The 25,801-nt window shown below is 69.3% G+C and carries 18 protein-coding genes; 1 reads left to right on the forward strand and 17 read right to left on the reverse strand.

Annotated elements, in window-relative coordinates; translation table 11 throughout:
* Positions 1–52: 52 nt before the first annotated feature.
* Complete coding sequence (locus tag ACX9OW_RS17845; RefSeq protein WP_053518870.1) at positions 53–592, reverse strand: fimbrial protein; 540 nt, start codon at positions 590–592, stop codon at positions 53–55.
* A gap of 455 nt (positions 593–1,047) precedes the next feature.
* Between ACX9OW_RS17845 and ACX9OW_RS17850 the strand changes: the two genes are divergently transcribed.
* Complete coding sequence (locus ACX9OW_RS17850) at positions 1,048–1,413, forward strand: hypothetical protein (protein ID WP_053518868.1); 366 nt, start codon at positions 1,048–1,050, stop codon at positions 1,411–1,413.
* Here ACX9OW_RS17850 and pncB read toward each other — a convergent pair.
* The 16 genes from pncB to ACX9OW_RS17930 all read right to left on the reverse strand — a co-directional run bounded on the left by pncB (position 1,410) and on the right by ACX9OW_RS17930 (position 25,789).
* Positions 1,410–2,591, reverse strand: coding sequence for a nicotinate phosphoribosyltransferase (gene pncB / locus ACX9OW_RS17855; RefSeq protein WP_053518866.1), 1,182 nt, complete (start codon positions 2,589–2,591; stop codon positions 1,410–1,412). The two genes, ACX9OW_RS17850 and pncB, sit on opposite strands and share 4 nt — an antisense overlap.
* A 73-nt stretch (positions 2,592–2,664) precedes the next feature.
* Positions 2,665–3,504 (reverse strand): glycosyltransferase family 2 protein, encoded by an 840-nt coding sequence (locus tag ACX9OW_RS17860; protein ID WP_065182821.1) that lies wholly within the window; start codon positions 3,502–3,504, stop codon positions 2,665–2,667.
* A complete protein-coding gene (locus ACX9OW_RS17865) occupies positions 3,501–4,352 on the reverse strand; it encodes a glycosyltransferase family 2 protein (protein ID WP_111186329.1) in 852 nt (283 codons plus the stop codon). Before ACX9OW_RS17865 ends, ACX9OW_RS17860 begins: the two co-directional genes overlap by 4 nt.
* Positions 4,353–4,484: 132 nt before the next feature.
* Positions 4,485–6,689, reverse strand: a complete 2,205-nt coding sequence (gspD, locus tag ACX9OW_RS17870; RefSeq protein ID WP_459062638.1) for a type II secretion system secretin GspD — start codon at positions 6,687–6,689, stop codon at positions 4,485–4,487.
* A gap of 9 nt (positions 6,690–6,698) precedes the next feature.
* A complete protein-coding gene (locus tag ACX9OW_RS17875; RefSeq protein ID WP_459062639.1) occupies positions 6,699–7,493 on the reverse strand; it encodes a hypothetical protein in 795 nt (264 codons plus the stop codon).
* Positions 7,483–8,181: a type II secretion system protein GspM gene (gene gspM, locus ACX9OW_RS17880; protein WP_128989086.1), complete on the reverse strand. Its 699-nt coding sequence runs from the start codon at positions 8,179–8,181 to the stop codon at positions 7,483–7,485. The genes ACX9OW_RS17875 and gspM overlap by 11 nt, the downstream gene beginning before the upstream one ends.
* Positions 8,162–9,319 carry a PilN domain-containing protein gene (locus ACX9OW_RS17885; protein WP_065182826.1) on the reverse strand — a complete coding sequence of 386 codons (1,158 nt, stop codon included), beginning with the start codon at positions 9,317–9,319 and terminating at the stop codon, positions 8,162–8,164. Before ACX9OW_RS17885 ends, gspM begins: the two co-directional genes overlap by 20 nt.
* Positions 9,316–10,179, reverse strand: a complete 864-nt coding sequence (locus ACX9OW_RS17890; protein WP_065182827.1) for a type II secretion system minor pseudopilin — start codon at positions 10,177–10,179, stop codon at positions 9,316–9,318. Before ACX9OW_RS17890 ends, ACX9OW_RS17885 begins: the two co-directional genes overlap by 4 nt.
* On the reverse strand, positions 10,176–10,808 hold the full coding sequence (locus ACX9OW_RS17895) for a type II secretion system protein J (protein ID WP_074901857.1): 633 nt from the start codon (positions 10,806–10,808) through the stop codon (positions 10,176–10,178). The genes ACX9OW_RS17890 and ACX9OW_RS17895 overlap by 4 nt, the downstream gene beginning before the upstream one ends.
* Complete coding sequence (gene xpsI / locus ACX9OW_RS17900; protein ID WP_053520017.1) at positions 10,805–11,221, reverse strand: type II secretion system protein XpsI; 417 nt, start codon at positions 11,219–11,221, stop codon at positions 10,805–10,807. Before xpsI ends, ACX9OW_RS17895 begins: the two co-directional genes overlap by 4 nt.
* Positions 11,221–11,715 carry a type II secretion system protein XpsH gene (gene xpsH / locus ACX9OW_RS17905; protein WP_053520018.1) on the reverse strand — a complete coding sequence of 165 codons (495 nt, stop codon included), beginning with the start codon at positions 11,713–11,715 and terminating at the stop codon, positions 11,221–11,223. The genes xpsI and xpsH overlap by 1 nt, the downstream gene beginning before the upstream one ends.
* Positions 11,716–11,721: 6 nt before the next feature.
* Complete coding sequence (gspG, locus tag ACX9OW_RS17910; RefSeq protein ID WP_053520019.1) at positions 11,722–12,165, reverse strand: type II secretion system major pseudopilin GspG; 444 nt, start codon at positions 12,163–12,165, stop codon at positions 11,722–11,724.
* A 48-nt stretch (positions 12,166–12,213) separates the two neighbouring features.
* On the reverse strand, positions 12,214–13,434 hold the full coding sequence (gene xpsF / locus ACX9OW_RS17915; RefSeq protein ID WP_065175845.1) for a type II secretion system protein XpsF: 1,221 nt from the start codon (positions 13,432–13,434) through the stop codon (positions 12,214–12,216).
* Between the two features lie 24 nt (positions 13,435–13,458).
* The gene (gspE, locus tag ACX9OW_RS17920) at positions 13,459–15,180 is read right to left on the reverse strand and encodes a type II secretion system ATPase GspE (protein ID WP_111186337.1); all 1,722 of its coding nucleotides are present in this window, start codon (positions 15,178–15,180) and stop codon (positions 13,459–13,461) included.
* Positions 15,181–15,320: 140 nt separating this feature from the next.
* Entirely contained in the window at positions 15,321–17,174 is a 1,854-nt protein-coding gene (locus ACX9OW_RS17925) for a S8 family peptidase (protein WP_277381772.1), read from the reverse strand.
* A 158-nt stretch (positions 17,175–17,332) separates the two neighbouring features.
* Complete coding sequence (locus ACX9OW_RS17930; RefSeq protein WP_459062640.1) at positions 17,333–25,789, reverse strand: ESPR-type extended signal peptide-containing protein; 8,457 nt, start codon at positions 25,787–25,789, stop codon at positions 17,333–17,335.
* Positions 25,790–25,801 lie beyond the last annotated feature (12 nt).

A 25,801-nucleotide genomic window follows, 5' to 3' on the forward strand; every position in this document is an offset into this window, starting at 1 on the left:
GCCGCGGAGCGCTGGCCGGCGCGTACGCCGGCCAGTGCGGGTACGGCGATGATCAGTTGTAGATGATCGTGTACTTGACGCTGCTGGTGACGTCGCCCGGGGTGGCGGCGGCAGTGGCGTAGTACTCGGCGTAGTAGTTCAGGTTGGCGGTGCCGTCGGTGGCAACGGTCACCCACTGCGAGTTGTCCTGGGCCAGACCGGTGCCTGCGGCCTTCACCGGCAGGAACTGGTTGTTCGAGCCCAGCAGCTGCAGCTGCACGTTGCCGGCAGCGTTGGCCGAAGCCTGGTTGATCAGGCGGCCGCTGTTGAAGTCAACGGTCGAACCCGGCTCGAAGTAGGTGGCGACGTTGCCGGCGCTGCACTTGGTCAGGTTGATGGCGAACGGGGTGCGGCCCGCGACGGCACCGGCGGTGGCCAGGGTGTTCTTGGACACGGTCGGCAGGGTAACGGCGAAGTCCTTGCCGCCCGGGGTCGAGATGGTGCAGGTCTTGTCGGTCACCTTGCCATTGAAGGTGATGGTGCCGTCGGCAGCGTTGGCGGCCAGCGGAGCAGCGGCCAGCATGAGAGCCGCGATGATGTTGATCTTGTGCATTGCTTTTACCTAACCCTACTGAAGAGATGGAAGTAGAGGAGGAAGCAAGGAGCACTGCCGGGCTTCAAGACCCATCCTTGCGTCTCACCTGTGGCCGGATTCGGACATACCTACCCCTGAATCCGTGACGCAAGTATATGCAGAACTGTGATGAAAGTCCCATTATTTTTCTGAACGATGGTTTATTGACGCCCCAAATGTGACGTGATATGCACTTTTGGCTTGGCGGCCGATGGGGAGTTGGCGCGGGCCGACAAAGGTGGGGGAACGACAGCAGATGACGTCTTCGACCCCGGTGGCGGGCGCGCCTGAAAGAGGCTGTTTTCAGGCGGCCAGCGCCTTATTTGATGCGCATCACTCTTTGTTGGTGATGGCCCTAGCAGATTCGGATTTTGCCTATTAAAGGCCGTCCGGAGCTGTCGCTAACTAGGACACACCGAACCAGAGAACGTGTCATGAGGACTTCCCTTCTGCTGTGCGTGGCCCTGATGTCCGTCAGTGCGCTGGCCCAGGCCAGCAGTGGCAGCATCCGGTTCAGCGGCCGCATCGCCGAGCCGGGTTGCACGACGGCCCTGTCCCAGGGCGAGCTGAGCCTGGCGGCCTGCCCGCCGTCGGCCAAGGGCTCGACGGTGGCGGTGACCGCGGTGGGCGACAGCCAGGCCGCGACGCTGCGCGATGGCAAGCGCCATGGCCAGCAGCTGGCCGTGTCGGCCAGCGCCATGCGCGTCGGCGACATCGCCTTCTCCGAGCGCTACCGCGTGGAAGCGCCGCAGCAGCAACCGCTGCGGGGCGCCTACCTGGTGGTGGTCGACTACCTTTAAGCCGGGTCCGGCAGTTCAAAGACCTGACGCAGGTAGGCCAGGTAGCCGGGGTCGTCGCACATGCTCTTGCCCGGCGAATCGCTGAGCTTGGCCACCGGCTGGCCGTTGCAGCGGACCATCTTGATGACGATGTTCAATGGCGTCGGGCCCAGATCGTTGGTCAGGTGGGTGCCGACGCCGAAGGCCACCTGGCAGCGACCGCGGAAATAGTCGTACAGGCGCATCACCTTGGCGATGTCGAGCCCATCGCTGAACACCAGCACCTTGCTGCGCGGATCGACCCGGCGCTGCTGGAAATGCGCCAGCATGCGGTCACCCCAGTCGAACGGATCGCCCGAGTCATGGCGCACGCCGTCGAACAGCTTGCAGAAATACATGTCGAAGTCGCGCAGGAAGGCGTCCAGGCCGACCACGTCGGACAGCGCGATGCCCAGGTCACCGCGGTACTCGCGTGCCCATGACTCCAATGCCGCCACCTGCGAATCGCGCAGCCGTGGCCCCAGCGCCTGGAATGCCTGCAGGTACTCGTGCGCCATCGTGCCGTGCGGGGTCATGCCGTACAGCCGGGCGAAATGCACGTTGCTGGTGCCGACCAGCTGCGGGCCGAGCGCATCGCGCAGCAGTGGCAGCAGGCGCGCATGCCAGTCGCGCGAGTAGCGACGGCGGCTGCCATAGTCGGCGATGCGGCATTGCTCGAAGCCGGGGGTGTCGCGCAGCAGCGCGGCCTTGGCCTGCAGGCGGCGCTCGCCCTCGGCGAAGTCGGGCGTGGTGGTGTTGCGGAACCAGACTTCGTTGATGATGGCCAGCAGCGGCACTTCAAACAGGATCGTATGCAGCCAGGGCCCGGTGATGTCCAGTTCGATCTCGCCGGGCACCCGGGTCGAGGCACGCAGCTGGATGTACTTGCGGTCCAGGTGGAACAGGCCGAGGAAATCGGCGAAATCGGGCTTCACGAAGCGCAGGCCACGCATGTAATCCAGCTCGGCGTCGCTGAAGCGCAGGCTGCACAGGTGGTCGATCTCTTCATCGATCTGGTCGATGAAGCGGGCCAGGTCGATGCCGGGCGTGCGGCATTTGAACCGGTACTGCACCTGGGCGCCGGGGTGCTGGTGCAGCACCGCCTGCATCATGGTGAACTTGTACAGATCGGTGTCGAGCAGGGACTGGATGATAGGCATGAGGCGGATTATGCGCCCGGCGGGGTGAACCGGGGGGCCCGCCCATGCGCGCCGCCGCCGGACACGCTCGACACTACAGGGATCTGCGCAGCAGTCTCGGCACCAGCAGCAGCGCGTGCGCCCAGATCGCCCCCCAGACCGCCACCTGCACCAGCAACGAGCGCTGTGGCGCCTCGAACCTGCGGAAGTAACGCCACAATCCGCGGTGCTTGTGCCACTCGACGAAGAAGGGCCGCGAACGGCTGGACACGCCGCGCACATGGGTGACCTGCAGGTCGTTGGCGATCGCCACCACCGCGCCCGCCTCGCGCGCGCGCCGGCACAGGTCCAGGTCCTCGGCGTGCAACCGGTAACCGGCGTCCCAGCCACCGAGACGATCAAACAGCGTCCGCGGCATCAGCAGCAGCGCGCCGGACAGCGCCGGCACCGGCTGCAGCGTCTTTGCCGGATCGCGCGGAATAGCCAGTTTCGAGCCGCTGCCCGGCGAGCGCAGCATGGCCAGGAAATCCGGATCACGGCGGCGCACCGCCTCATCGGCATGGCCGTGCTCATCCACCTGCTCGACCCCGAGCAGGCAGTCACCGAGCACGTGCGCGCGGTCGCGCAGCCTGGCCAGGGTTTCCGGCTCGACCATCAGGTCCGGGTTGATGAACGCCAGCCATGGGCTGTGCGAATCGGCCGCGCCCTGGTTGTTGGCGGCGGCGAAGCCCGGATTGTCCGGGTTGCCGATGAAGCGCACGCGCGGGTCGTGGCTGGCGTGCCGCTGCACGATGTCCAGCGTGCCATCCACCGAACCGTTGTCGATCACCCGGATTTCCGCCACATCCTGCGACTGGCGCAGCCGCGACAGGCAGGCATCGATGGTGCTGCCGCTCTGGTAGGTAACGACGATGGCGGCAATGGCGGCATTCAAGCGGTTGGCTCCGACGCGGACGGGACGAACAGATCGCCCTGTTCGCGCGGCATTATCGCCTGCTGCATCCGCTGCTGCAGGTCCGCGCGCAGTTCGTGCAGCGGATCGTGCATCAGGAAGTCGGCCAGGCGTGGCACCCAGCCAGGCCACCGCGCGGCCAACGCCTCCAGATCGCCATCGCGGCTGACCGCTTCGCCGGCGCGGCTGACGAACGCGTTCTCGCACAGCACGTTGCGCCAGCCCAGGCCCGCCATGCGCAGGCTCAGATCGACCAGCGCAGCGTTCCAGCCGGCGTAGCTTTCCACGTCCAGTCCGCCGGCACGGCGACGTGCATTGCCGCGCACCAGTACCGCATGCGTGACCGCCGATGGCAGCTCCGGGTGCAGGGTCGGCAGTGCGGCGCAGGTCTGCGCCAGCAGCGCAGTATCGGTGGGCTCGGCATTGATCTCGCCCAGCCGGGGCCAGGCCGCGGTCTCGCCTGCATTGCACCAGGGCGTGGCGGTGGCAATGGCCGCATCGCGGGCGAAGGCGTCCTGCAGCTGCTGCAGCCATCCCGGCGCCGGTACGCTGTCCGGTGCCAGCACGGCCACATCGAGCCCCTCGCAGGCACGCAACATTTCATCCAGATGAGCCACCTCGCCCAGCGGCCGGGCGCGGCGGGTGTACTCGGCCTGCAGTGGCGTGTTCGCCAGCCAGTGCTCGACGACCGCCTGAGCGCGTGGTCCGGTCTGGGCATCATCGGCCAACCAGACCGCGGTACCCGGTGCCGTACCGGCATCAAGCGCAGCCAGACACCGGTCCAGCGCCGCATCGTCCACGCACAGCGGCAACAACACGATCGCCCCCATCCCGCCTCCGTGGTTGTCGGTGGCCACAGCGTAGCACCGGGAGGGTGTCGGCCGGGTTGCACCCGGCACGTGCAGAGGCCGGAGCCGAAGCGGGGTTCATGGGAACGGCGGGGGTCGCCCCGCCGTAACCCCCTACTTCTTTGCGCGCGGCTGGTTCAGCGGCTCCATCGCCCGGAAACGCTGGCTGTACTCGTCGGTCAGCGTGCGCGCTTCCTGCCCATTGCGAACGATGCTGGGCGTCAGCAGCACGATCACCTCCGAGCGACGGCTGGTGCGGCTCTTCTGCCCGAACAGCGCGCCGATCACCGGAATGCGGCTCAGGCCGGGAATGCCGCTGCTGCCATCGGTGGCCGAGTCGGTGATGAGGCCGGCCAGCATGATGGTGTCGCCGCTCTGCACGGCGGCCTCGGTAGCCAGCTTCTTGGTGGAAATGCGCGGGTTGCAGTTGCGCTCCTGCGGATTGCAGTTCTCCGGCACGTCCGACGCGCTGCTGACTTCCTGCACGATGTCCAGGAACACCGTGCCGTCTCGGGTCACGCGCGGGCGCACCTTCAGGATCACGCCGGTATCGATGTACTGCACCGAGCTGTAGCTGCTGGTGCCGACGCCGGTGTTCACCGTGGTGGTGCTGATCGGCACCTTGTCACCCACGTTGAGCGTGGCCTCGGCGTTGTTGCGCACGAACACCGACGGGGTCTGCAGCAGTCGCACATCGGTGACCTTGTCCAGCGCGCTCACCACCGCTGCACCATTGTGGCCGGTGAACGCCCAGCCCAGGCCTTCGCCGCCGGTCGCGGCACCGGCGAAGCTGCTCCAGGAGCCACCCGCCGCGGCAGGCAGGGTCACACCGCTCAAGGCTCCCGTCAGTGCACGCCCGGCCACGGCGTTGTCGAAGAACCAGTTCACGCCGTACTTCAGGTCACCATCCAGAGCGACCTCGGCCACCTGGGCTTCGATGTGTACCTGCAGTGGCATCACGTCCAGCTTCTCGATCACTTCGCGGATCGAGCGCCAGGCCTGCGGCGTCGCGCGCACCAGCAGCGTATTGGTTTCCTCCACTGCCGACACGCCGACCCGGTCGCCTTCCACTTCCAGGCTGACGCTGACGTTGCCGGACTGGCGCTGCGGCAGGTTCAAGCTGCCATTGCCGCCACTGGAACTGCTGCCCAGGGTCGAGCCGAAGCTGCTGCTGTTGTTGTTGTTGTCCATGCCACGGTCGCTGTCGCTGTCCAGCTGCGACGGAATGGCACCCGGGGCCAGCGATGCAGGGCTTGAGCCGCCCCGCTTGCCGCTGCTGGCGAACGCCTCGCTGAGCCGCTCGGCAAGATCGCGCGCCTTGATGTAGCGCAGCTCATGGGAGAACAGGCGGGCACTGCCACCCGCGGTATCGATGCGGTCCAGCCATTGCTGGATCTGGTCCAGGTAGCGCACCTGCGGGGTGATCACCAGGACCGCGTTGGCGTTTTCCAGCGGCAGGAAGCGGAACATGCCGGCGCTGGGCGTCTTGCTTTCCTCGCCGAACACCTTCTCCAGGTCGCTGGCAACCTGCTCGGCCTTGCCGGACGTGATCGGGAACACGCCCACCGACATGCCCGACAGCCAGTCCACATCGAAGATCTCGACCGTGCGCAGGTAGTTCTCCAGCTCGGCACGGGTGCCGCCGAGGGTGATCACGTTGCGGCCGCTGTCGACGTTGACGATGGCGTTGGGCCGCGCGTACGGCTCCAGCACCTTCTTCATCTCGGTGGCGGAGATGAACTGCAGCGGCACCACCCGGACCTCGAAACCGCGCGCGCTGGAGGCTGGTGCGGTGCTCGGCGCGACAGTGCCGGCCAGCGCCTGGTCGGCGGCAACGATGTTGTAGCGCCCGCCGCTGTACACCATGCGCGCGTTGTTCCAGCCCAGCACCATCTCCAGCAGGTTCAGCGCCTGTGCCGGCGAGACCGGCTTGGGCGTGGCCAACGTGACCGTGCCCTGCACCCCCGGCGCGATCACATAGTTCTGGCCCAGCATGTCACCGAGGATCGCCTTGACCACGGCATGCAGCGATTCGCCCTCGAAGTTGAACGTGGCGCTGCCGGTGCCGGCCGCATGCAATGCCGGCGACGGCGCGCGCGCGGCCTCGCGGTTGATCATCGTGCCGGTGCCACGGCGGATGACCGCCTGCGGTGCCCCCTGGCTGTCGGCCGCCGCATCGGCCTGGACGTCCGCTGCGGCCTGGCCGGCGCTGGCCGCAGGCTGCAGGGCGCCCTTGCGCTGCACATGGGGGCTGGAGACGGTACTGCAGCCCACCAGCAGCGCGAGCACGAAGGACCAAGGAAGAAAACGCAGGCTCATGCTCTCACTCTACCGGTTGGCGCCATTGCCCGAAGGCGGCGGCGACTGTTGTTGCTGTTGTTGTTGCAGCTGGCGGCGGCGGGCCTGGATGCGCTCGCGGATGGCCTGCATCTGCGCTTCGCTGGGCCCGTTGCTGTTGGCCGGCGGCGGGGGGGCGGCAGCAGACGCCGGCGCGGGTGTGGCGTCCGCTGCACGCTGCGGTGCGGTCGCCGCCTGTGCCGGCGCGGCCTGCGCCGGCAGCGGCACTACCGGCGGTGGCACCGGCACTCCCGGTGCGGGTGCACCGGTACTGCCGCGCAGAACCGTCGGTGGCTCCCCGCCCTGCCCGTTGAATACGGCAAGTTCCAGCACCTGGCTGCCGCCCGGGCCGATCACCGTCGCCTGGCGGGGTTGCAGCGCGACCAGCTGCCAACCGTCGACCGCGTCACCGTTGAGGCGCAGGCGCAGCGAGCGGTTCTGCTCCGTACTGAACGTGGCCAGGCCGAAGTCGTCCGTGAGCAGCACACCGGTCAGGCGCAATGCGGCACTGGCGCTGGGTTCACTGCCGCCCAGCAGGTAAGGGCGCGGCCTGCGGTCTTCGGCGAACAGCGGACGCGCGGCGATGGCGCTGTAGCTGTCCGCACTGGCCATCCGTTCCGGAGCGAACGCCGGCAGCACCGGCAGTGCTGCCGCGGGGTCGGCGTCGGCCCCGCCGGCCGGCAGGCGACTGCCCAGTCCGAAACCGGTGGCCAGCCATATCGCGGCGGACCAGCCGGCCAGGGCCAGCAGGAAAGCGGTGCGCAGGCTGATGGGCTCACGTTTCATCGGCGACCTCCTCTCCCTCGGCGGCCGCCGGTGGCGGCGGCTCGACCGGGGCCGGGGCGGCCTCGGCGGGCTCCGCTGCGGGAGGTACTGCCGCAGCGCCACTGGCGGCACCGGGCAACAGGTAGCCGGCCAGTTCGAAGGAGACGTCCAGGCCCAGCCCGGATTCGTTCGGCGACTGCTGGAAGCGCTGCGCGATGAGATTGAGGTTGTCCACGAACAACCGCGGGCTGCCGGTTTCCAGGCTGTGCAGCACGGTCGCCAGTTCCGCCACGCCGCAGCGCAGGCGTACCTGCATGGCGACGCGGACGAACTCGGCATCACGGCGATTGTCGGTCAGCGGCGTGCGATTGCTGATGGTGCAGCTGCGGTTGCCGGGGCTTGCAGTGGCCACCGCATCCTGCAGGCGCGCGCCGAGCGCGGCGGCGGCGGCTTCGGCAGTGGCCTCCTGCAGGAAGCCGGGTTGCCGTTGCAAGGCTTCACGGGTGGCGCGCAGCCGCTGTTCGATCTGGGGCTGCTGCTGCAGCTGCGCCTGCACGCGCTGCTGGCGCTCGCGCAGGGCCGCGACATCGGCATCGATCTCGCGCAGCGGCTGGGTGAACCAAGGGTGCACCAGCAACAGGTAAGCCAGGCCCAGCACCGCCAGCAGCAGCGCCAGCGCCAGCCAGCGGTCACGGCGTGCGCTTGGCATCGGCCGCCTCCGGAGTCGCTGCTGTCGGCGTTGCCGGTGCCGCCGCGGGCAACGGCTGAAGTTCGGCAGTCATGGTGAAGCGGTCCCGGCCGCTGCCGGCGCCGTCCGCCTGCAGCACACCGGTCAGGTTGACCTTGCGCCATTGCGGAGCATCCTGCAGCAGCTGCACCAGCTGCGAGGCTTCGCGGCTGAGCCCGATCAGCTGCAGGCCGTTGTTCTCGATGGCCAGCTTCTCCAGATAGGTGCCTTCGGGCAGACGGCGGGTCAGCTCGTTCCAGATTTCCACCGTGCCGGCATGCTGGCGGCGCTGCGACTCCAGGAAGGCCGCGCCGTCGATCAGTGCCTGCAGCTGGGCGCGTTCACTGGCGACACCCCGGGCACTGCGCGCGCTGCGTTCGACGTCCGCACGCAGTGCGTCGGCGGCGGCGCGGCGGTTGTCCAGCAACTGCAGTCCAGCCAGTACCAGCATCACCAGCGCGGCCAGGGCCAGCAGCAGGTTCCAGCGCCGCATCGGATCGGGCCGCGACTGGCGCTGGGCGCTCGGCAACAGGTTGACCTGCAGCGTGCCAGCCTGTGCATCGATCGCGTCGACGCCGGCCAGGGCATCGCCCCACTCGCCCACGCTGGCACGCCAGGCCTCCATCTGGCGCAGCGGCCAGGCCACCAGTTCGACCTGCAGCTGGCCTTCCCCTGCCGCGCCCAGTTCACGCACGTCATAGCTGACCTGGCTGGCCTCGAACGGGGTCTGCCGGTCGATCTCATAACCGACCACCGCGTGCAGCCGGTCGCCGGCCGCCGCCGGCAGCCGCAGGGTGCGCCGCAGGACCCGTTCCACCGGCAGCAGCCAGAATCGCGGCAGGCTGCGCAGGCGCGGCTCCAGCACGCGATCCAGTGCAGCCGGAGACGAAGGCCATGGCAGGGTGACCACCGCCTCGCGGCGCTCGCCCGCTTCGCGCCAGACCTGCAGCTGGTCACCCTCGCGCTGCACCAGCAACCGTGCCTGGGCCCAGCCCAGCGCCCATTGCCAACGCGCCGGCACCCACGCCAGCAACGAGTGCCGCCACCAGCGCAGGAAACGGCCGGCGCCAGGACCGATCTGGCCCTGCACCTGCCGCAGACTGTCCTGCCAAGCCGTCATCTTGCCGTCATTCCCTGCTCCCAGCGAAGCACTGTGTAGGACCGCCCGGGAATCCCCCCGGAGCCATTGCGAACCACTGCCTGCAACACCGACCTGCGTCCACTGCTGTCGATGACACGGGACTCGATACTATAGGTGCCGCTGCTGCTGGCAAGCGCTGAAGATCCATCCGCCGGATCGCCGTCACGCTCCGGCTGGTTCCGCTGCGCCAGCACGAGGTCGGCATCCAGGCCCAGCGCGGTCAGCACGGGAGCGCTGGCGAATCGCGGATCCGGTCGCGCCTGGCGGCTGTAGAGGGTCAGGTGCGGCAGCATCTTCCGGTACAGCGGCCCGTTCATGCCCAGCACCCGCTGCAGTTCGCCCAGCGTCTCGAAGCGCTTGTTGCGTGGCCCATACGGCAGCCCGGCCGCAGCGTAATCCTGTGCCTCGGCACCGCCGCCGGGCTGCAGCAGGCTGTCCTCGTCACGCCAGTCGACGATCGCGCCGGCCAGCTGACGCGCGTTGTCCACCGGTTCGCCAAGTGCCTGCAGAAATGCGGTCAGCAGCGCCACGTCGGCCAGGTTCAGGTTGATCTTGCCGTTCTCGTCCAGCACCTGGATCTCGATGCGGGCACCGTCGAACTGCCAGCGATAGGTGCGACCATCGGCCTGCCACGGCGCGCGCAGCGGATCCGGTGACAGCCGCATCAGTGCGTACTCAAGTCCCGCACGGGCACGCTCCTGGCCACGTGCATCGTCGTCGAGCACGCGCTCCTGCAGATGCTCGACGCGGGCGCTGAGCGCGAACGCGCCGACCAGTGCGGTCATCAGCGCGATCAACCACAGCACCAGCACCAGTGCGGCCCCGCGCGACCGCATCAACGCCCCCCTCCACCGCCGCCCAGGCGGGGGGCCACCACCAGGGGCGGCCATGCGGCACCGCGGACCGGCACGATCCGCAGTTCCACCAGCAGAGGCAGGCGACGGGTGTCTTCCCAGCGCGGCAGCCACTCGGTCATCTGCCCGCTGCCGGCATCGATGCCGCGATAGCGCATCTCCACCGCTTGCAGGCCATCCACCAGCACCTCGGGCGGGCGTGGTGGCGTTTCGGCGATGCGCTCGCCCTCCTGCAGCAGGACCAAGTCCAGCAGCAGACGCTGCTGCCCGGCCTTGCCGTCCACCTGCAGCGCATGCAGATAGGGCCCGCCGCGTCCGAGGTAGCCTGGCAGATCGGCGACGAACAGCATCCGTTGCTCTTCGCCCAGGAAGAACACCGGCTCGCGGGTCGGGTCTGGCACTTCCAGCGGGCTGCGCATCGCCCCGGCCAGCTGTCGCCGCAGCAGGGCCTGCACCGCGCGCATCCGCTCGCTTTCGGCGGCGATCTGTTCACCCCGCTGGCTGACCGCCATCGCCGAGCGCACGCTGGCGAACGCCAGCGCCAGGCCACCGGCAAGCAGCACGGTCGCCAGCATCACTTCAACCAAGGTGAATCCCGCAGCGCCCCGCTTCATCGCGCACGCTCCAGGTCTGGTGGCAGCAGGCGCAGGCTGCGCCAGCGCAGCTGTTCGCGTTCGCCATCGCCCCACCGCACCTGCAACTGCAGTTCGGCCAGCCACGGTGCACCCGGCGACTGCGTGGCCGCGGCGTTGCCGGCGCGTGGCTCGGTCCAGGGCTGCACCTGCAGCTCCCAGCGATAGCGCCCGTTTTCCCAGTCGCCCTGCTGCTGCCCCACCTGCAGCGGCGCATCCACGCCCGCCGCAGCCAACAGCGATTGCGCATGCAGGACAGCGCGGGTGCGCAGTTCGGCCTCGCGTACCTGCCTGGCACCGCCGGACAGGCTGCCCAACAGCAGGGTCAGCGCCAGCCCGAGCAGAGCGAAGGCCACGATCACCTCCAGCAGCGTGAAACCGCGCGCCCGCCGCATCACTGCGCCTGCCATGGGCCGGAGCGGACTTCACCGGTCAACCAGCCGACATCGATGCGCCATTCGGCGGCATCACGCTGCAGGCGGATGCGGCCGCCACTGGAACCGCCATCGGGATGGAACTCGATCACGCCCTGCCCCGGTGCAGTGGCCAGCTGCGCCGCACCTTCGAAACGCACCGTCAGCTGTGCCGGCACTTCACCCTGGCGCTGGTTCGCCCCCTGCCAGCGATGCCGTGCCGGCTCGATCACGAACCGCTGCGGTTCGCCGCGCGCGATCGCCTGTGCACGCACCATGCGCAGCTGGTTGGCGATGTCCTTGCCGGCGCTGCGCAGCTGCATGCCGGCGAAGCCACGCGACAGTCCCGCCGCGGTGATCAGGCCGATGGCCGCGATCAGCGCGATCACCAGCAGCATCTCCAGCAGCGACAGCCCCGCCGGGCGCCTGCCGTGCAGGCGCGGTCGGGGCAACCGGCGCGGCAGGAAATACGTCATGCGGGATTACGGCTGGTAGCGGATGTCGGCATCGACGCTGCTGCCACCGGCCTTGCCGTCCTTGCCCAGGCTGATCAGCTCGTACGGCTGGCCTTCGCCGGGTGCGCGGTACTCCAGCGCGTGCCCCCACGGATCGTTGAGGTCGGCCGGCTTGGCGTACGGGCCGAGCCAACCGCCAACGCCGGCCGGTGCGGTCACCAGATCGGTGAGCGCGCCCGGCAGCTTGCCGGTATCGATCTGGTAGTTGTCGATCTTGGATGCCACGGTCTGCACCTGCGCCTTGGCGATGTTGGCCTTGCCCCGGTCGGCACCGCCCAGCACGCGGCTGGCCACCAGGGTCAGCACCGCGCCGATCAACACGATGACGATGATGATCTCCAGCAGGCTCATGCCCGACTGGTGCCGCGCGGCGGTGAAGGACAGGCGGATGGGTCGACGGTTAGCGATCATGATCGGTCCTTTCGGTTGCGTTGGGTCGAAGTGCGGAAGAGTCCATCGTCAACCGATGGCATTGGTCAGGTCGTACAGCGGGACCAGCACGGCGACGATGACCGCACCGACCACCGAAGCCAGCACAAGGGTGATCGCCGGGACCATCGCCGCCAGCAGGCGATCGATGCGCCGGGCGCTGTCCTGCTCGAAGGTATCCGCGGCCTTCAGCAGCATGGTATCCAGCGCGCCGGATTCCTCGCCGACCTGGATCATCTGCAGGGCAAGCCGCGGAAAGCGCTTGCCGCGCGACAGTGCCAGCGACAGGCCCGCACCGTTCTTGACCTCGTCGGCGGCCGTATCCACGTCGGCTGCCAGCGCGCGATTGCCCAGTACGTTGCGGGCGATGCCCAGCGCACCCAGCAGCGGCACACCGTTACGCAACAGCGTCCCCAGCGTGCGCGCCAGCCGTGCGGTTTCCAGCTCGCCGAGCAGGCGGCCGATGCTACGCCGTTGCAGCAGCCAGCCGTCGAGCGCCAGGCGGAAGGCCGGCTGCCGCAGCTTGCGCTCGAACAGCAGGGCCAGCACGCCCGGTACCACCAGCAGCAGGATCCACCAGTCGCGCACGAACAGGCCCAGCTGCAGCACGGCATTGGTGAACCACGGCAGCGCCACGTCCAGGCTCTCGTACATCTGCGCGAACTGCGGCACGACGTAACCCAGCAGGAACAGCAGCGCGCCGCCCACCACCACCAGCAGGATGGCCGGGTAGACCAGCGCATTGATCACCTTGCCCTGCAGCGCACGCGCGCGCTCAAGGTAATCGGCCAGCCGCTGCAGGGTCTCATGCAGGCTGCCGCCGGCCTCGCCGGCACGCACCATGTTCACGTACAGGCGCGAGAACAGGCCATGCTGGCGCTCCAGCGCGGTCGACAGCGGCGCACCACCGCGCACCACGTCGCGGATGTCGGTGATCGCACGACGCGAGCGCTCGTCCTCGGGCAGGCCCAGCAGGATCGACAGCGCGCGATCCAGCGGTTGGCCGGCACCGAGCAGGGTCGCCAGCTGCTGGGTGAACTGCAGCAGCGCCGGGCCCTGCAGCGGGCGCTGGTGGAACAGATTGCGCCAGCTGCCCCCGCCGATGGACCCCGCATCGGCCAGTTGGGTTTCCATCGGCAGATGCCCCTGGTCCTGCAGGCGCGCGATCAGGTCGGCCTCGCTGGCCGCTTCCATCTGCCCGTCGAAGATCTCGCCATGCGGATTGAGGGCCTTGTAGCGGTAGTTCGGCATGTCAGCCCCGGGCTCCGGCGCGCATCAGCTCTCCTCCGTCACACGCAGGACTTCCTCGATGGTCGTCTGCCCGGCAAGGGCCTTGGCCAGGCCATCCTCGTACATGGTGCGCATGCCGCCTTCGCGCGCGATGCGCTCCAGCTCGCCCATGCCATCGCGGCGCATCACCGCGCGCCGCAGCGCGTCGTTCATCACCAGGAATTCCATGATGGTGGTGCGGCCCAGGTAGCCGGTCGGTGCCAGTGCCGAGGGGCGCGGCCGGTACAGGTGAATCGCCCCCTCCGGCTGCAGGCGGCGCAGCTCGAAACGATCGATCTCTTCCGGCGACGCCGGGTAGCGCTCGGCGTGGGTCGGCTCCAGACGGCGCACCAGACGCTGCGCGAGGATGCCGTTGATGGTGGAGGTCAGCAGATAGTCTTCCACACCCATGTCGAGCAGCCGGGTGATGCCACCGGCGGCATTGTTGGTGTGCAGGGTGGACAGCACCAGATGGCCGGTCAGCGCCGACTGGATCGCGATGCGCGCGGTCTCCAGATCGCGCATTTCGCCGATCATGATGATGTCCGGATCCTGGCGCACGATGCTGCGCAGCGCATTGGCGAAGTCCAGGCCGATCTGCGGCTTGGCCTGGATCTGGTTGATGCCTTCGATCTGGTACTCGACCGGGTCTTCGACCGTGATGATCTTGACGTCGGCGGTATTGAGCTGGCTCAACGCGGTGTACAGCGTCGTGGTCTTGCCCGAACCGGTCGGGCCGGTCACCAGCAGGATGCCGTGCGGCTGCTCCAGGACCTTGCGGAACTGCGGCAGGAATGCATCGGTGAAGCCAAGCCGATGGAAATCGAACACCACGGTTTCGCGGTCAAGCAGGCGCATCACCACGCTCTCGCCGTGTGCGGTCGGCACCGTGCTGACGCGAAGGTCCAGCTCCTTGCCCTGCACGCGCAGCATGATGCGGCCGTCCTGCGGCAGGCGGCGCTCGGCGATGTTGAGCCGGGCCATGATCTTGATGCGGCTGATGACCGCGGCGGTCAGGTTGGCGGGTGGGCTCTCGCCCTCCACCAGCACGCCATCGACGCGGTAACGGACTTTCAAACGGCTTTCGAAGGGTTCGACATGGATGTCCGAGGCACGCAGTTCCACCGCGCGCTGGATCACCAGGTTGACCAGGCGGATTACCGGCGCTTCCGAGGCCAGGTCACGCAGATGCTCGATGTCGTCCACCGCGCCGCCTTCACCATCGGCGGTTTCCACGATCGCCCCCATGGCGCTGCGGCCCTGGCCGAACCAGCGCTCGACCAGATCGTCGATCTCCGCCCGCATGCCCAGCACCGGCGTGACCGGCACGCCCAGGGCCAGCTGCACGGCCTGCTGCGGGTAGACATCGTGGGCATCGGCCAACCACAGCCGTACGCCGTGTTCATCCAGCGCCAGCGGGCAGACGTGGAACTGCTTGAGGAAGCGCAGCGACAGCGGCAGGCCTTCGGCGAGGGACTGCGGCGGCGTCTCGGGCACCTGCTTGCCTTCCAGCAGTGGCAGGCCCAGCACATCCGCGCTGGCCTGCGCCTGGTCCCGCTCGGACACCAGTCCCAGGCGCACCAGCAGGCCGAGCAGGCTGCCGCCGGCCTCGGCATGCAGCGGCCGCGCCCGGGCCAGGTCTCCTTCCTTGAGCCGCCCACGCGCCAGCAGCGCATCCAGGATGCGGCTCTCGGCGTCGTCGGCAGTGGTTGCAGCGAGCGCGTTCACGTGACTCTCCTGTCGATCGGCCCGACTTTAGCAGTTAAGCCGTGGTTTCCGCCGCCATCGCGCCGCCTTTCGAAAAATGACAACGCCCGCCACCACGGGGTGACGGGCGTCGCCAGTTCATCTACGACAGTGTGATGGCATTACTGCGTGGCGAGGATGGTCACCCCGCTGTAGGCGGCTTCACCCACCACCTTGACGTAGTACGTGCCGGCCACCGGCTTGTTGACGCGCACGGTTTCGGCGTTGCCCGCACGCGTGGACTTGGCGTCGTTGTCGCTCGCGCTGGGCTCGCGGCCCTGGGCCAGGTACACCGACACGTTGCCACTACCACCGTAGGTGATCACGCTCAGCGATTTGCCCGCCACCGCTTCGAAGCTGTACAGGGCACTGCCGCCGGTCGCACCGGACAGGCCGCCGACAGCGACCTTGTTGGTCAGCGGCGTGGCTACCGGGCCACAGTCCTCGGTGCACGGTTCCTCCAGCGCCTTGGCCAGTGCGGCCTTGGCGTCGACGATGCCGGTACCGATCGGGGTCGCCGACGGGATGGCCACCGGGAACGGGCGTGCGGTTTCCTTGAGCAGGGTACGCATGGCTGCCGGAGCCAGCGGCTCCTTGCCATCGGCGATCAACGCGCTCTGCACCAGTGCCGCCACCGCCGCGACGTGCGGCGAGGCCATCGAGGTTCCGCCCTTGCCCATGTAGGTATAGCTGCCCGAGTCCGGCGTAGTGGCCGCGTCGGAACCGGCCTGCCAGACATAGCCACCCGGATTGCCGTCCACGCTGCCGCCACCACCAGGGCCGGAAAGATCGACGCGGGTGCCGTAGTTGGAGTAGTAGGTGATGCCGCCGGTGATACGGGTGGCTCCCACCGTCACCACGCCATCGCAGCTGGCAGGGCGGTAATTGGACGCATTGTCCGTCTCGTTGCCGGCGGCCACCACGACCGTGGTGCCGCGCGAGATCGCGCCATTGATCGCATCCTGGTAGGTGCCGCCGCAGCTGCCGCTGCCACCGAGGCTCATGTTGATGATCTCGGCCGGGTTGGCATTGGCCGGAATGCCGGCCACGGTGCCGCCGGAGGCCCAGGTAATGGCATCGGCGATATCGGAAAGGTAGCCACCGCACTTGCCGAGCACGCGGACCGGCAGCACCTTGGCCTTGTGCGCGACACCGGCCATGCCGACGCCGTTGTTGGTCTGCTCGGCCACGGTGCCGGCAACGTGCGTGCCGTGCCAGGAGCTGTCATCGGCCAGCGAGCCGGTGTAGCACTCGTTGTCGTTCTCGACCCAGTCGCCATAGTCCAGCGCACCCGGTACCCGCTCATTGGTGGGGCGGCGCGAGGTCTCGGCATCGCTGATGAAGTCGTAGCCTTCCAGCAGGTTGCCGACCAGATCCGGGTGCTGCGGCAGGATGCCGGTGTCGAGCACCGCCACCACCACGCCCTCGCCCTGCGAAACATCCCAGGCTGCCGGCGCGTTGATGCCGCCGGTCGCGTTGTGCAGGTGCCACTGGTACTGCTGGTAGTACTGGTCGTTCGGCACCAGCGCCGGCTGCACATCGCCCGCACGCAGTTCGCTGCGGCGCAGCTTCACGTCGGCCTCGGCGTACTGCACCGCCGGATCAGCCTTCAGCTCCTTCAGCACGCGCTGCAGTTCAGCCGGGGCCAGACGGCCCTGCAGGCGGATTACATCGGCGCCGACGCCGAGCTTGCGCACGACCTGCGGGCCCAGGGTACTGGCGCGCGCAGTGCCGCCGGACAGGCTGGCGCGGGTCAGCGCCGACTGCACCGTGGACAGCTTGGCCGAACGATCCAGCGCAGCGGCCGTGCCGGCGCGGTACTTGACGATGATGCGGTCGGTGCCCGGCTGTGCGGTGCCCGCCTGGCGTGCCGGTTCCTGCGTCGGCAACCCGGCGGCATGGACGGCACCGACCGCGGTCATCGACAGCACGGCGGCGGCAAGCACGTTGATGCGAAGGTTCTGCTTCTTGATCACGTCGAAATTCCTCTTCTGGGTCATGGATCGAACCAACACTGCGGCCATCATTCCTTGACGACTCCCGGCCGGCCCAGCCGGGATTGCCGTGACCTCCCCCCAGGCCCTCGTTGCGGGTGTGGCGCCGGCGTGGGTGGCCGCCGGCGCGATGGAGTGGCTTACCAGCCGAAGCCGGCACCAACGCCGACCGAACTGTCGTCGCTGCTGAAGGCACCGCCGAAGGTGACCGTGGCGCGGTCGCTGATTGCGCGCTGGTAACCCAGCGACAAAGCCGACTCGCCGCCCTGGAAGCCGACACCGACGCCGACCCGGTTCTGGGTACGGATGCCGGCGGCGCTGGTGGCCATGTTGAGCATCGCCGCGCTCATCGCGCCCTGGCGATCGATGCGACGGTCCATGTGACGCAGGCGGCCATCGACTTCGCCCTTGAACACATCGAAGCTGTCGGTCACGGCCTTCACCTGGCCATCGGTATAGCTGTTGGCCGTGGCGACACCACGGTCCAGCTGCCCCTTGTTGACCGCGTCGGTGGCAGCGCTGCCGGCCGCGACATTGGTGACCTGGCGCTCGTTGCCTTCGCTGCCGACAGAGACGGTGTTGGCACGATCGGCAACCGAGCCCTGGCCCAGCGCTACGGCGTTGGCGGCCGTCGCACTGGCCCCCTGGCCGATGGCCGTGGACGACGCGCCGCTGGCAACGGCGCCCTCTCCCACGGTGACCGCGTTGAAACCCGCTGCCGGTGTACCGACCGGGATGCCCGAGCCCGCTGCGGCGGCGGTCGGCGCGCCCTGTACCCGGGCGCTGCTGGCAGTGGCCACGTCGGGGACGGCATCGGCGCTGGCCGGCTGCGCGGCCAGATTGGCGGCGCCCCCCTCCAGCGGCGTGCTGGTCGAACGCAGGCTGGCGGTGCGGGAGCGGCTCGCCCCCCCGGTGCGCTGGTCGATCTCGCTGACCTTGCGGTCCAGTGCGCCGAGCGCATCGCCGACATTGCTGTAGCTGGCACCCTGGATCACGTAGTTCGGCGCGACGAACACACCCTGCATGCCGACACTGGCGCCACCGCCGAGGAAGCTGGCGGCATCGCTGAGCGACTGGAACAGCTGGCCGCCATTGATCGCCTGGCGACTGCCTGCGGCGATGCTGCCGGCGCCGACATTGTCGATCGTGGTGCCCTCGATGCCGGCCAGGGTCAGCCGGTCGCGGCTGGCGTCGTCATAACCGACCGCATTGGCAGTGGACGTTTCCACGGTCGCGATACGCGAATCGAAATCGCCGACCCGGGTTTCCACCGCACCGACGCGCTGGTTGGTGACGTTGAGCTGCGAACCGGTGACCGCGTCGCTGCTGCCTGCGGCGATGCGACCGTCGGCGACGTTGACGATGCGGCGCGTCGCCGGACCATCGGTACCGTTGCCACCGCCGACGGACACCACATTGGCGTCCAGCGCGCGCGCGCCACTGCCCAGCGCCACCGAGTTCGCACCGGTCGCGCCGGCGTTGGCGCCGACGGCCAGCGCCGCATTGCCGATGGCGCTGGCACTGCTGCCCAGCGCATTGCTGCGGTTGCCGCTGGCACTGGCACCGGAACCGACGGCGACCGCGTTGCTGCCCGTGGCGCTGGCGGTCCCGGTACCGGTCGCACGGAAGTGGCGGCCGGTGGCATCGGCGGTGGCCGCCACCACATCCAGCTGGCCCTTGTTCACCGCATCGGTCGCCTGGGTACCGGCCGCGACATTGGTGACCTGGCGGTTGATCGCGCTGTGGGTAACGCCCGCCGCATCAACCCAGTCCTGCGCCGCACCGACCGATACCGCGTTGGCACGATCCGCCAGCGATCCGGCACCCAGCGCGACGCTGTTGTCGGCGGCCTTGGTCGTCCAGGTGTTGCTGCCCAGCACCGTGGCATTGGTTGCCTGCGCGTAACTGTTGTAGCCGACCACGGTGGCCCCGTCCTCGGTCGCCCACGCCTCGCTGCCGATGGCGGTAGTGTGCTGACCGCTGCCGACGCTGTTGGCATCCTGCCCGGCCAGTGCGTTGAAGCCCACCGCCACGCCATTGAGGCCGGTGGCCGCGTTGTTGCCGAGCGCGGTACCGTACTCACCGGCGCGTGCCTGTACGCCGAAACCCGCACCGGCGATCTGCGCGGTGGTGCCCTGGCCGACCGCCGTGGCGACGTCGGCCGCCTGCGCGCCACTGCCCAGGGCCGTGCCGAAGAAGCTGGACGTGGCACCCGCACCGTAGGCTGTGGACTGCCAGCCATTGGCATAGGCGAAGTTGCCGACCGCAGTCGCTTCGCGACCGTCGGCCGTGGCCCCGTAGCCGACGGCGGTAGCGGCCAGGCCGCTGGCCTGGGCGATGCCACCTACCGCAACGGCACCGATGCCCTCCGCTTCCGACTGCGCGCCCAGGGCGACGCTGGCCGGCCCGGCGCTGCTGCTCTGCGCACCGAGGGCGATCGCGCCGCCAGCGGTACTGCTGGCGCTGTTGCCGATGGCCACGCCATCCTCACCCGTCGCCACCGCGTTGAAGCCCACGGCAGCGGCATTGGCGGCGACCGCCGTCGCGCCACTGCCCAGTGCGGTGGCACCGTTGCCGATCGCGTTGGCCGCTTCGCCGGCGGCCAGCGCGTTGTCACCTTCCACATAGGCGCCGGCGTCGCTGTCGGCACTGCCACTGGCCTGGAAGTAGCGGCTGGTGTTCTCAGCTACCGACGCCACGGCGTCCAGCTGGTCCTTGTTGACCGCATCGGTGCCTTCGGTACCTGCGGCGACATGGGTGACCTGGCGTTCGCTGCCCGTGCTGCCAACCGCCACCGTGTTGTCGCGGTCTGCCTTCGATGCAGCACCGAGGGCGACGCTGTTGCTGCCGTTGGCGGTGGCATTGGCGCCCAGTGCGGTGGAATCAGCTGCGTCGGCCCACGAGTTCCAGCCGATGGCGGTGGCGTAGTCGTCGGTGGCCCATGCGCCCGCACCGAACGCCGCGGCGCCGTAGCCGCTGGCGCGGGCCGGGATCAGACCGAAGAAGGTGCTGCCGCCGATGGCGACGCTTTCATCGCCGCTGGCTTCACTGGACTGGCCCACCGCCACGGCTCCGGTACCAGCCGCGGCCGCACCGAAGCCGACGGCCGTGGTGTTGGCGCCGGTCGCGGCGGTGCCATAGCCGAGCGCGGTGCCGAGGCGACCCGTTGCCTCGCTGTAACCACCGACCGCCGTGGTGCCATCGGCCGACGCCGCGCTGCGGAAGCCGCTGGCCAGCGACTGCGCACCGCTGGCCAGCGCTTCCGAGCCGTTGGCGGTGCTGTACACCGCCGTGGCCTGTGCCCCCGCGCCGGTCGCCGTGCTGCCGATCTCGCTGGCAACCGCGCCGTTACCCAGCGCCGCACTGTTTTCACCGGTGGCCTGTGCGTTGCTGCCCACCGCTGCGGCATTGCTGCCGCTGGCCAGGCTGTCCAGGCCCACCGCGGTGGCACTGGCGGCGACCGCGGTCGCGCCACTGCCCAGTGCGGTGGCACCGTTGCCGATCGCGTTGGCCGCTTCGCCGGCCGCCAGCGCGTTGTCACCTTCCACGTAGGCGCCGGCATCGCTGTCGGCACTGCCACTGGCCTGGAAGTAGCGGCTGGTGCTCTCGGCCACCGACGCCACGGCGTCCAGCTGGTTCTTGTTGACCGCATCGGTGCCTTCGGTACCTGCCGCCACGTTGGTCACCTGGCGCTCGTTGCCGGCACTGCCCACGGCCACGCTGTTGGCGCGGTCGGCAACGGAACCCGCACCCAGTGCCACGCTGTTCGCAGCATTGGCGGTGGCGCTGGCACCGAGTGCGGTGGAATCGGCCGCGTCGGCCCACGAGTTCCAGCCGATGGCGGTGGCGTAGTCGTCGGTGGCCCATGCACCCGCACCGAACGCCGCGGCGCCGTAGCCGCTGGCGCGGGCCGGGATCAGACCGAAGAAGGTGCTGCCGCCGATGGCGACGCTTTCATCGCCGCTGGCTTCACTGGAATCACCCATGGCCACCGCGCTGGCGCCGCTGGCCGTGGCAAACACGCCCGTCGCAGTACTGTTTGCCCCGCTGGCGATCGTGCCGTAACCCAGTGCAGAACCGAGACGACCACTGGCTTCGCTGTAACCACCGACCGCCGTGGTGCCATCGGCCGACGCCGCGCTGCGGAAGCCGCTGGCCAGCGACTGCGCACCGCTGGCCAGCGCCTCCGAGCCATTGGCGGTGCTGTACACCGCCGTGGCCTGTGCACCCGCGCCGGTCGCCGTGCTGCCGATCTCGCTGGCAACCGCACCGTTGCCCAGTGCCGCACTGTTTTCACCCGTGGCCTGTGCGTTGCTGCCCACCGCTGCGGCATTGCTGCCGCTGGCCAGGCTGTCCAGGCCTACGGCGGTGGCACTGGCGGCGACCGCCGTCGCACCACTGCCCAGTGCGCTGGCACCGTTGCCGATCGCGTTGGCCGCTTCGCCGGCGGCCAGCGCGTTGTCACCTTCAACGTAGGCGCCGGCGTCGCTGTCGGCACTGCCACTGGCCTGGAAGTAGCGGCTCGTGTTCTCGGCCACCGATGCCACGGCGTCCAGCTGATCCTTGTTGACCGCATCGGTGCCTTGGGTACCTGCCGCCACGTTGGTCACCTGGCGGGTGTTGCCACCACCACCGACCGATACCGTGTTGTCACGGTCTGCAATCGAATCGGCACCCAGCGCGACGCTGTTGGCGCCGCGCGACTCGGCCGCATTGCCGAGCGCGGTGCTGTTGATGCCCGGCGACCATGCGCCACCACCGACGGCCGTGGAGTAGTTGCCGGACGCCTCGGTGGCGAGAATGCCGAACAACGAGCCGCCGACAGCGACACTATTGGTACCGGTGGCCAAGCTGCCCTGACCGGTGGCCGTGCTGTAGTCGCCGGAGGCTTCCGAGTCGCCGCCCAGCGCCACGCTGTTGGAGCCGGAGGCATTGGCGAAATTGCCGAACGCGGTGGCGTTGAACGCCGAGGCGCTGGCGAAACCGCCGATGGCGGTGCTGTAGCCACCCGTGGCTTCCGCACCGATGCCGAATGCAGCCGAGGCCGTGCCGCTGGCCACGCTCTCGCTGCCGACCGCCGTGGCCGCTTCACCACTGGCGGTGCTGAAGTAGCCCACTGCCGTCGCCTCTTCTGCGGAGGCTTCGGACAGCACGCCGCTGGCGGTGCTGCCGGCGCCACTGGCGATCGAGGCAGCACCGAAGGCCGCGCTCTGTTCACCGCTGGCTTCGCTTTCCGCGCCATGCGCGGTGGCGTACTCGCCGGTCGCCTGTGCGTTGGCACCGATCGCGCTGGCGTTGTCTGCGGTGGCCACGGCATTGAAGCCCAGCGCCTGCGCGTTGTTGGCCAGTGCGTTGGCGCCGCTGCCCAGGGCGATGGCGCCGTCGCCGATGGCGTTGGATGCCTCGCCGGCAGCCAGTGCGTTGTCCCCTTCCACGTAAGCGCCAGCATCGCTGTCGGCACTGCCGCTGGCCTGGAAGTACTTGCCGGTGGTGGATGCTTCCGCCGCGACGGCATCCAGCTGTGCCTTGTTCACCGCATCGGTGGCCTGCGTCCCTGCGGCCACGTGGGTCACCTGGCGCTCGTTGCCGGCAGCGCCAACCGCCACGCTGCGGTCACGATCAGCCACCGAGCCTGCACCCAACGCGACCGCGTTGCTGCCGCTGGCGTTGCTGCCGGCACCCAGCGCGATCGCGCTTTCACCGCCGGCCACCGTATTGGTGCCGATGGCGATGCTGTTGACCGTGTTGCCCAGCGCCTGGTAGCCCAACGCCACGCTGTAGTCGCCGTAGCCGAAGGCACCGCGGCCGACGGCGGTGGCGCTGGTGCCGTTGGCCCAGCTGTTGTAGCCGATGGAGGTGGCGCCACTGCCGCTGGCCCATGCTGCATTGCCGAAGGCGGATGCGTTGGTGGCGGTGGCCCATGCGCCCGAACCGAATGCGCTGGCGCCACTGGCGGTGGCCCAGCTGTAGCCGCCGACGGCGGTGCTGTCGTCGCTGCTGGCGAACGCACTGTCGCCCACGGCGACCGCGTAGCTTCCGGTCGCACGCGACTTGCCACCGGCAGCCACGCTGTTGTCGCCGGTGGCTTTGGCCGCGCTGCCGAACGCATTGCCCGACGCACCCGTTGCCTGCGCACCATTGCCGACGGCGGTGGCATCGGCGCCGGCGGTGGTGCCGACACGTTCTGGTTGACCGTCATCGCCGATGATCGGCTGGTTGTACTGGTCGTAGGCCTGGCCCAGTCCACCGATGGCGACCCCGCCGTTGCCACTGGCACTGCTGTTGCGACCGATGGCGACGCTGTCATCGCCGACGGCGGAAGCACCCGCGCCCTGGGCGACGGCACCGGCGCCGATCGCGTTGCTGGACGAACCGGCGGCCACCGCACCCTCTCCCTCGGCAAACGCACCGGCATCGCTGCCGGCTTCCGGCTGGGCCTGGAAGTAATGGGCGGTGGTATCCGCGGTGCTGGCCACGGCGTCCAGCTGCGCCTTGTTCACTGCATCGGTGGCTTCACTGCCGGCAGCGACGCCGGTGATCTGCCGCTCGTTGCCGGCACTGCCCACGGCGACGCTGTTGTCACGGATGGCTTCAGAGTTCGCGCCCAGGGCGACACTGTTGGCGCCGCGCGCCGTGGCGTAGTAGCCGACCGCCGTGCTCTGCGCGCCGCTGGCCCAGGTCTGCGCGCCCAGCGCGCTGGCCCCTTCTCCGGGTGCGTAGGCGAAGTAGCCGATGGCCGTGGCTTCGGCGCCGGAGGCTTCGGTCAGGCTGCCGTTGGCCACGGTCCGGTCACCGCTGGCGATCGCGCCGGCACCCACAGCGGTGGCGGCTTCGCCGCTGGCCTGGGTCTGCACGAAGAAGCCCAGGCCGGGAATCAGGTCAGCCGGGCCACCCACGGCCACGCTGCTGGTGCCGGTCGCGTTGCTCTGGGTGCCGACTGCGGTGGCGTAGTCGCCGATGGCGTTGGCCACCGCGCCGAATGCGGAGGACTGCGCGCCGGCCGCATAGGCACCCACGCCATAGGCGGACGCAGCGAAGCCAGCCGCCTCTGCGCTGGCACCGACCGCAGTGCCGCCGACGCCGGCACTGGTCGCACCGGTCTCCACCGGCACGCCGCCGTTGGTGATGAGCGGATTGCCGTTCTCGTCCACGGCGGCGCCACCCACCGCGACGCTGCCAGGTCCTGCAGCCTGCGCGTTGTTGCCGAACGCGGCGCTGTTCTGTCCGGCGGCCAGGGCGTTGTTGCCGACCGCCGTGGCGTTCTGCGCGACCGCGGTGGCGCCGGCGCCGACTGCGGTGGTGCCATCGCCGAGCGCGTTGGCCGCTTCACCGGCAGCCAGCGCGTCATCGCCTGCGGCCAGCGCACCGGCGTCGCTGTTGCTGCTGCCGGTGGCCTGGAAACGCTTGGCCGTGGCATCGGCCACGGCCGCGACGTCCCGGAGTTGGCCGACATTGGCCGCATCGGTGTCTTCGGTACCCGCCGCGACACTGGTGATCTGCCGGGTCAGACCGTACTCGGCTGCGCCCACCGATACCGTATCGACCCGGTCGGCCAGCGAGCCGGCGCCCAGCGCCACACTGCCGGTGGCAACCGCTGCCGAGTTCGAACCCAGCGCGGTGCTGTATTCACCCACGGCGGTGCTGAACGCACCGACCGCGATCGATGCTTCATTGGCGGCCGTTGCGCCACGACCCACGGCGGTACTGCCCGGGCCCATGGCCACGGCTCCGCCACCGACCGCCGTTGCGCCGTCCGCACTGGCCTCGGACAACGCGCCCAGTGCGGTCGCTGCGCCGTTCTCGCTGGCCGCAACAGCGCTGGCACCGACGGCGGTATCTCCCAGTCCGAGCGCAACGGCACTCTGGCCGACGACGACGCTGGCATCACCGATGGCCAACGCGTTCTGGCCGAACGCACTGGCGCCCAGACCGGCGGCCACGGCCTGTGTGCCGACGGCCGTGGTGGCGTTGGCCAGCGACTGGCTGCCGCTGCCGACCGCAATCGCGCCCTGCCCTTCGATCTTCGCCGCGTCGCTGTCATCACCGGCGCCGTCGGCCTTGAAGTAGCGACTGCTCTGGGCTGTCGCTTCGGCCAACGCCGCCTGCGTGGCCCGCGCCTGTGCATCCAGCTGCGCCTTGTTCACCGCATCGGTTGCCTCGGTGCCAGCGGCGACGTGGGTCACCTGCCGTTCCTTGCCCGCATCACCGACGGCAACGGTATTGGCACGCGTTGCTTTCGAGCCGGCGCCCAGCGCCACGCTGTTGGCACCGGTTGCACGGCTGCCGGTGCCCACGGCGACCGCATTGGTGCCGGTGGCCGAGGCGCTGCCATCCACCAGGCACTTGTCGACGATCGAGCTGTTGAGCACCACGCAGTTGGCGTTGCCGCCGATCTCCACCGACTGTGCAGAGGCGACGCCGGTCATGCCCAATCCCAGTGCCAGCGCCAGTGCGGCAGCCAGTACAAAGGGCCTGGCCTGTGTCGCATCGCGGCGTTGGTCGACGACCCCGCCGCAACTGTCGGACGAGGCCAGTTCCGAGGCCACGACCAACTGACCCAGTGCTTTGTTCCAGACCTTGCGATAAATCCGATTCATCGGTACGGCTCC

It is taken from the genome of Stenotrophomonas genospecies 5, assembly GCF_054473825.1.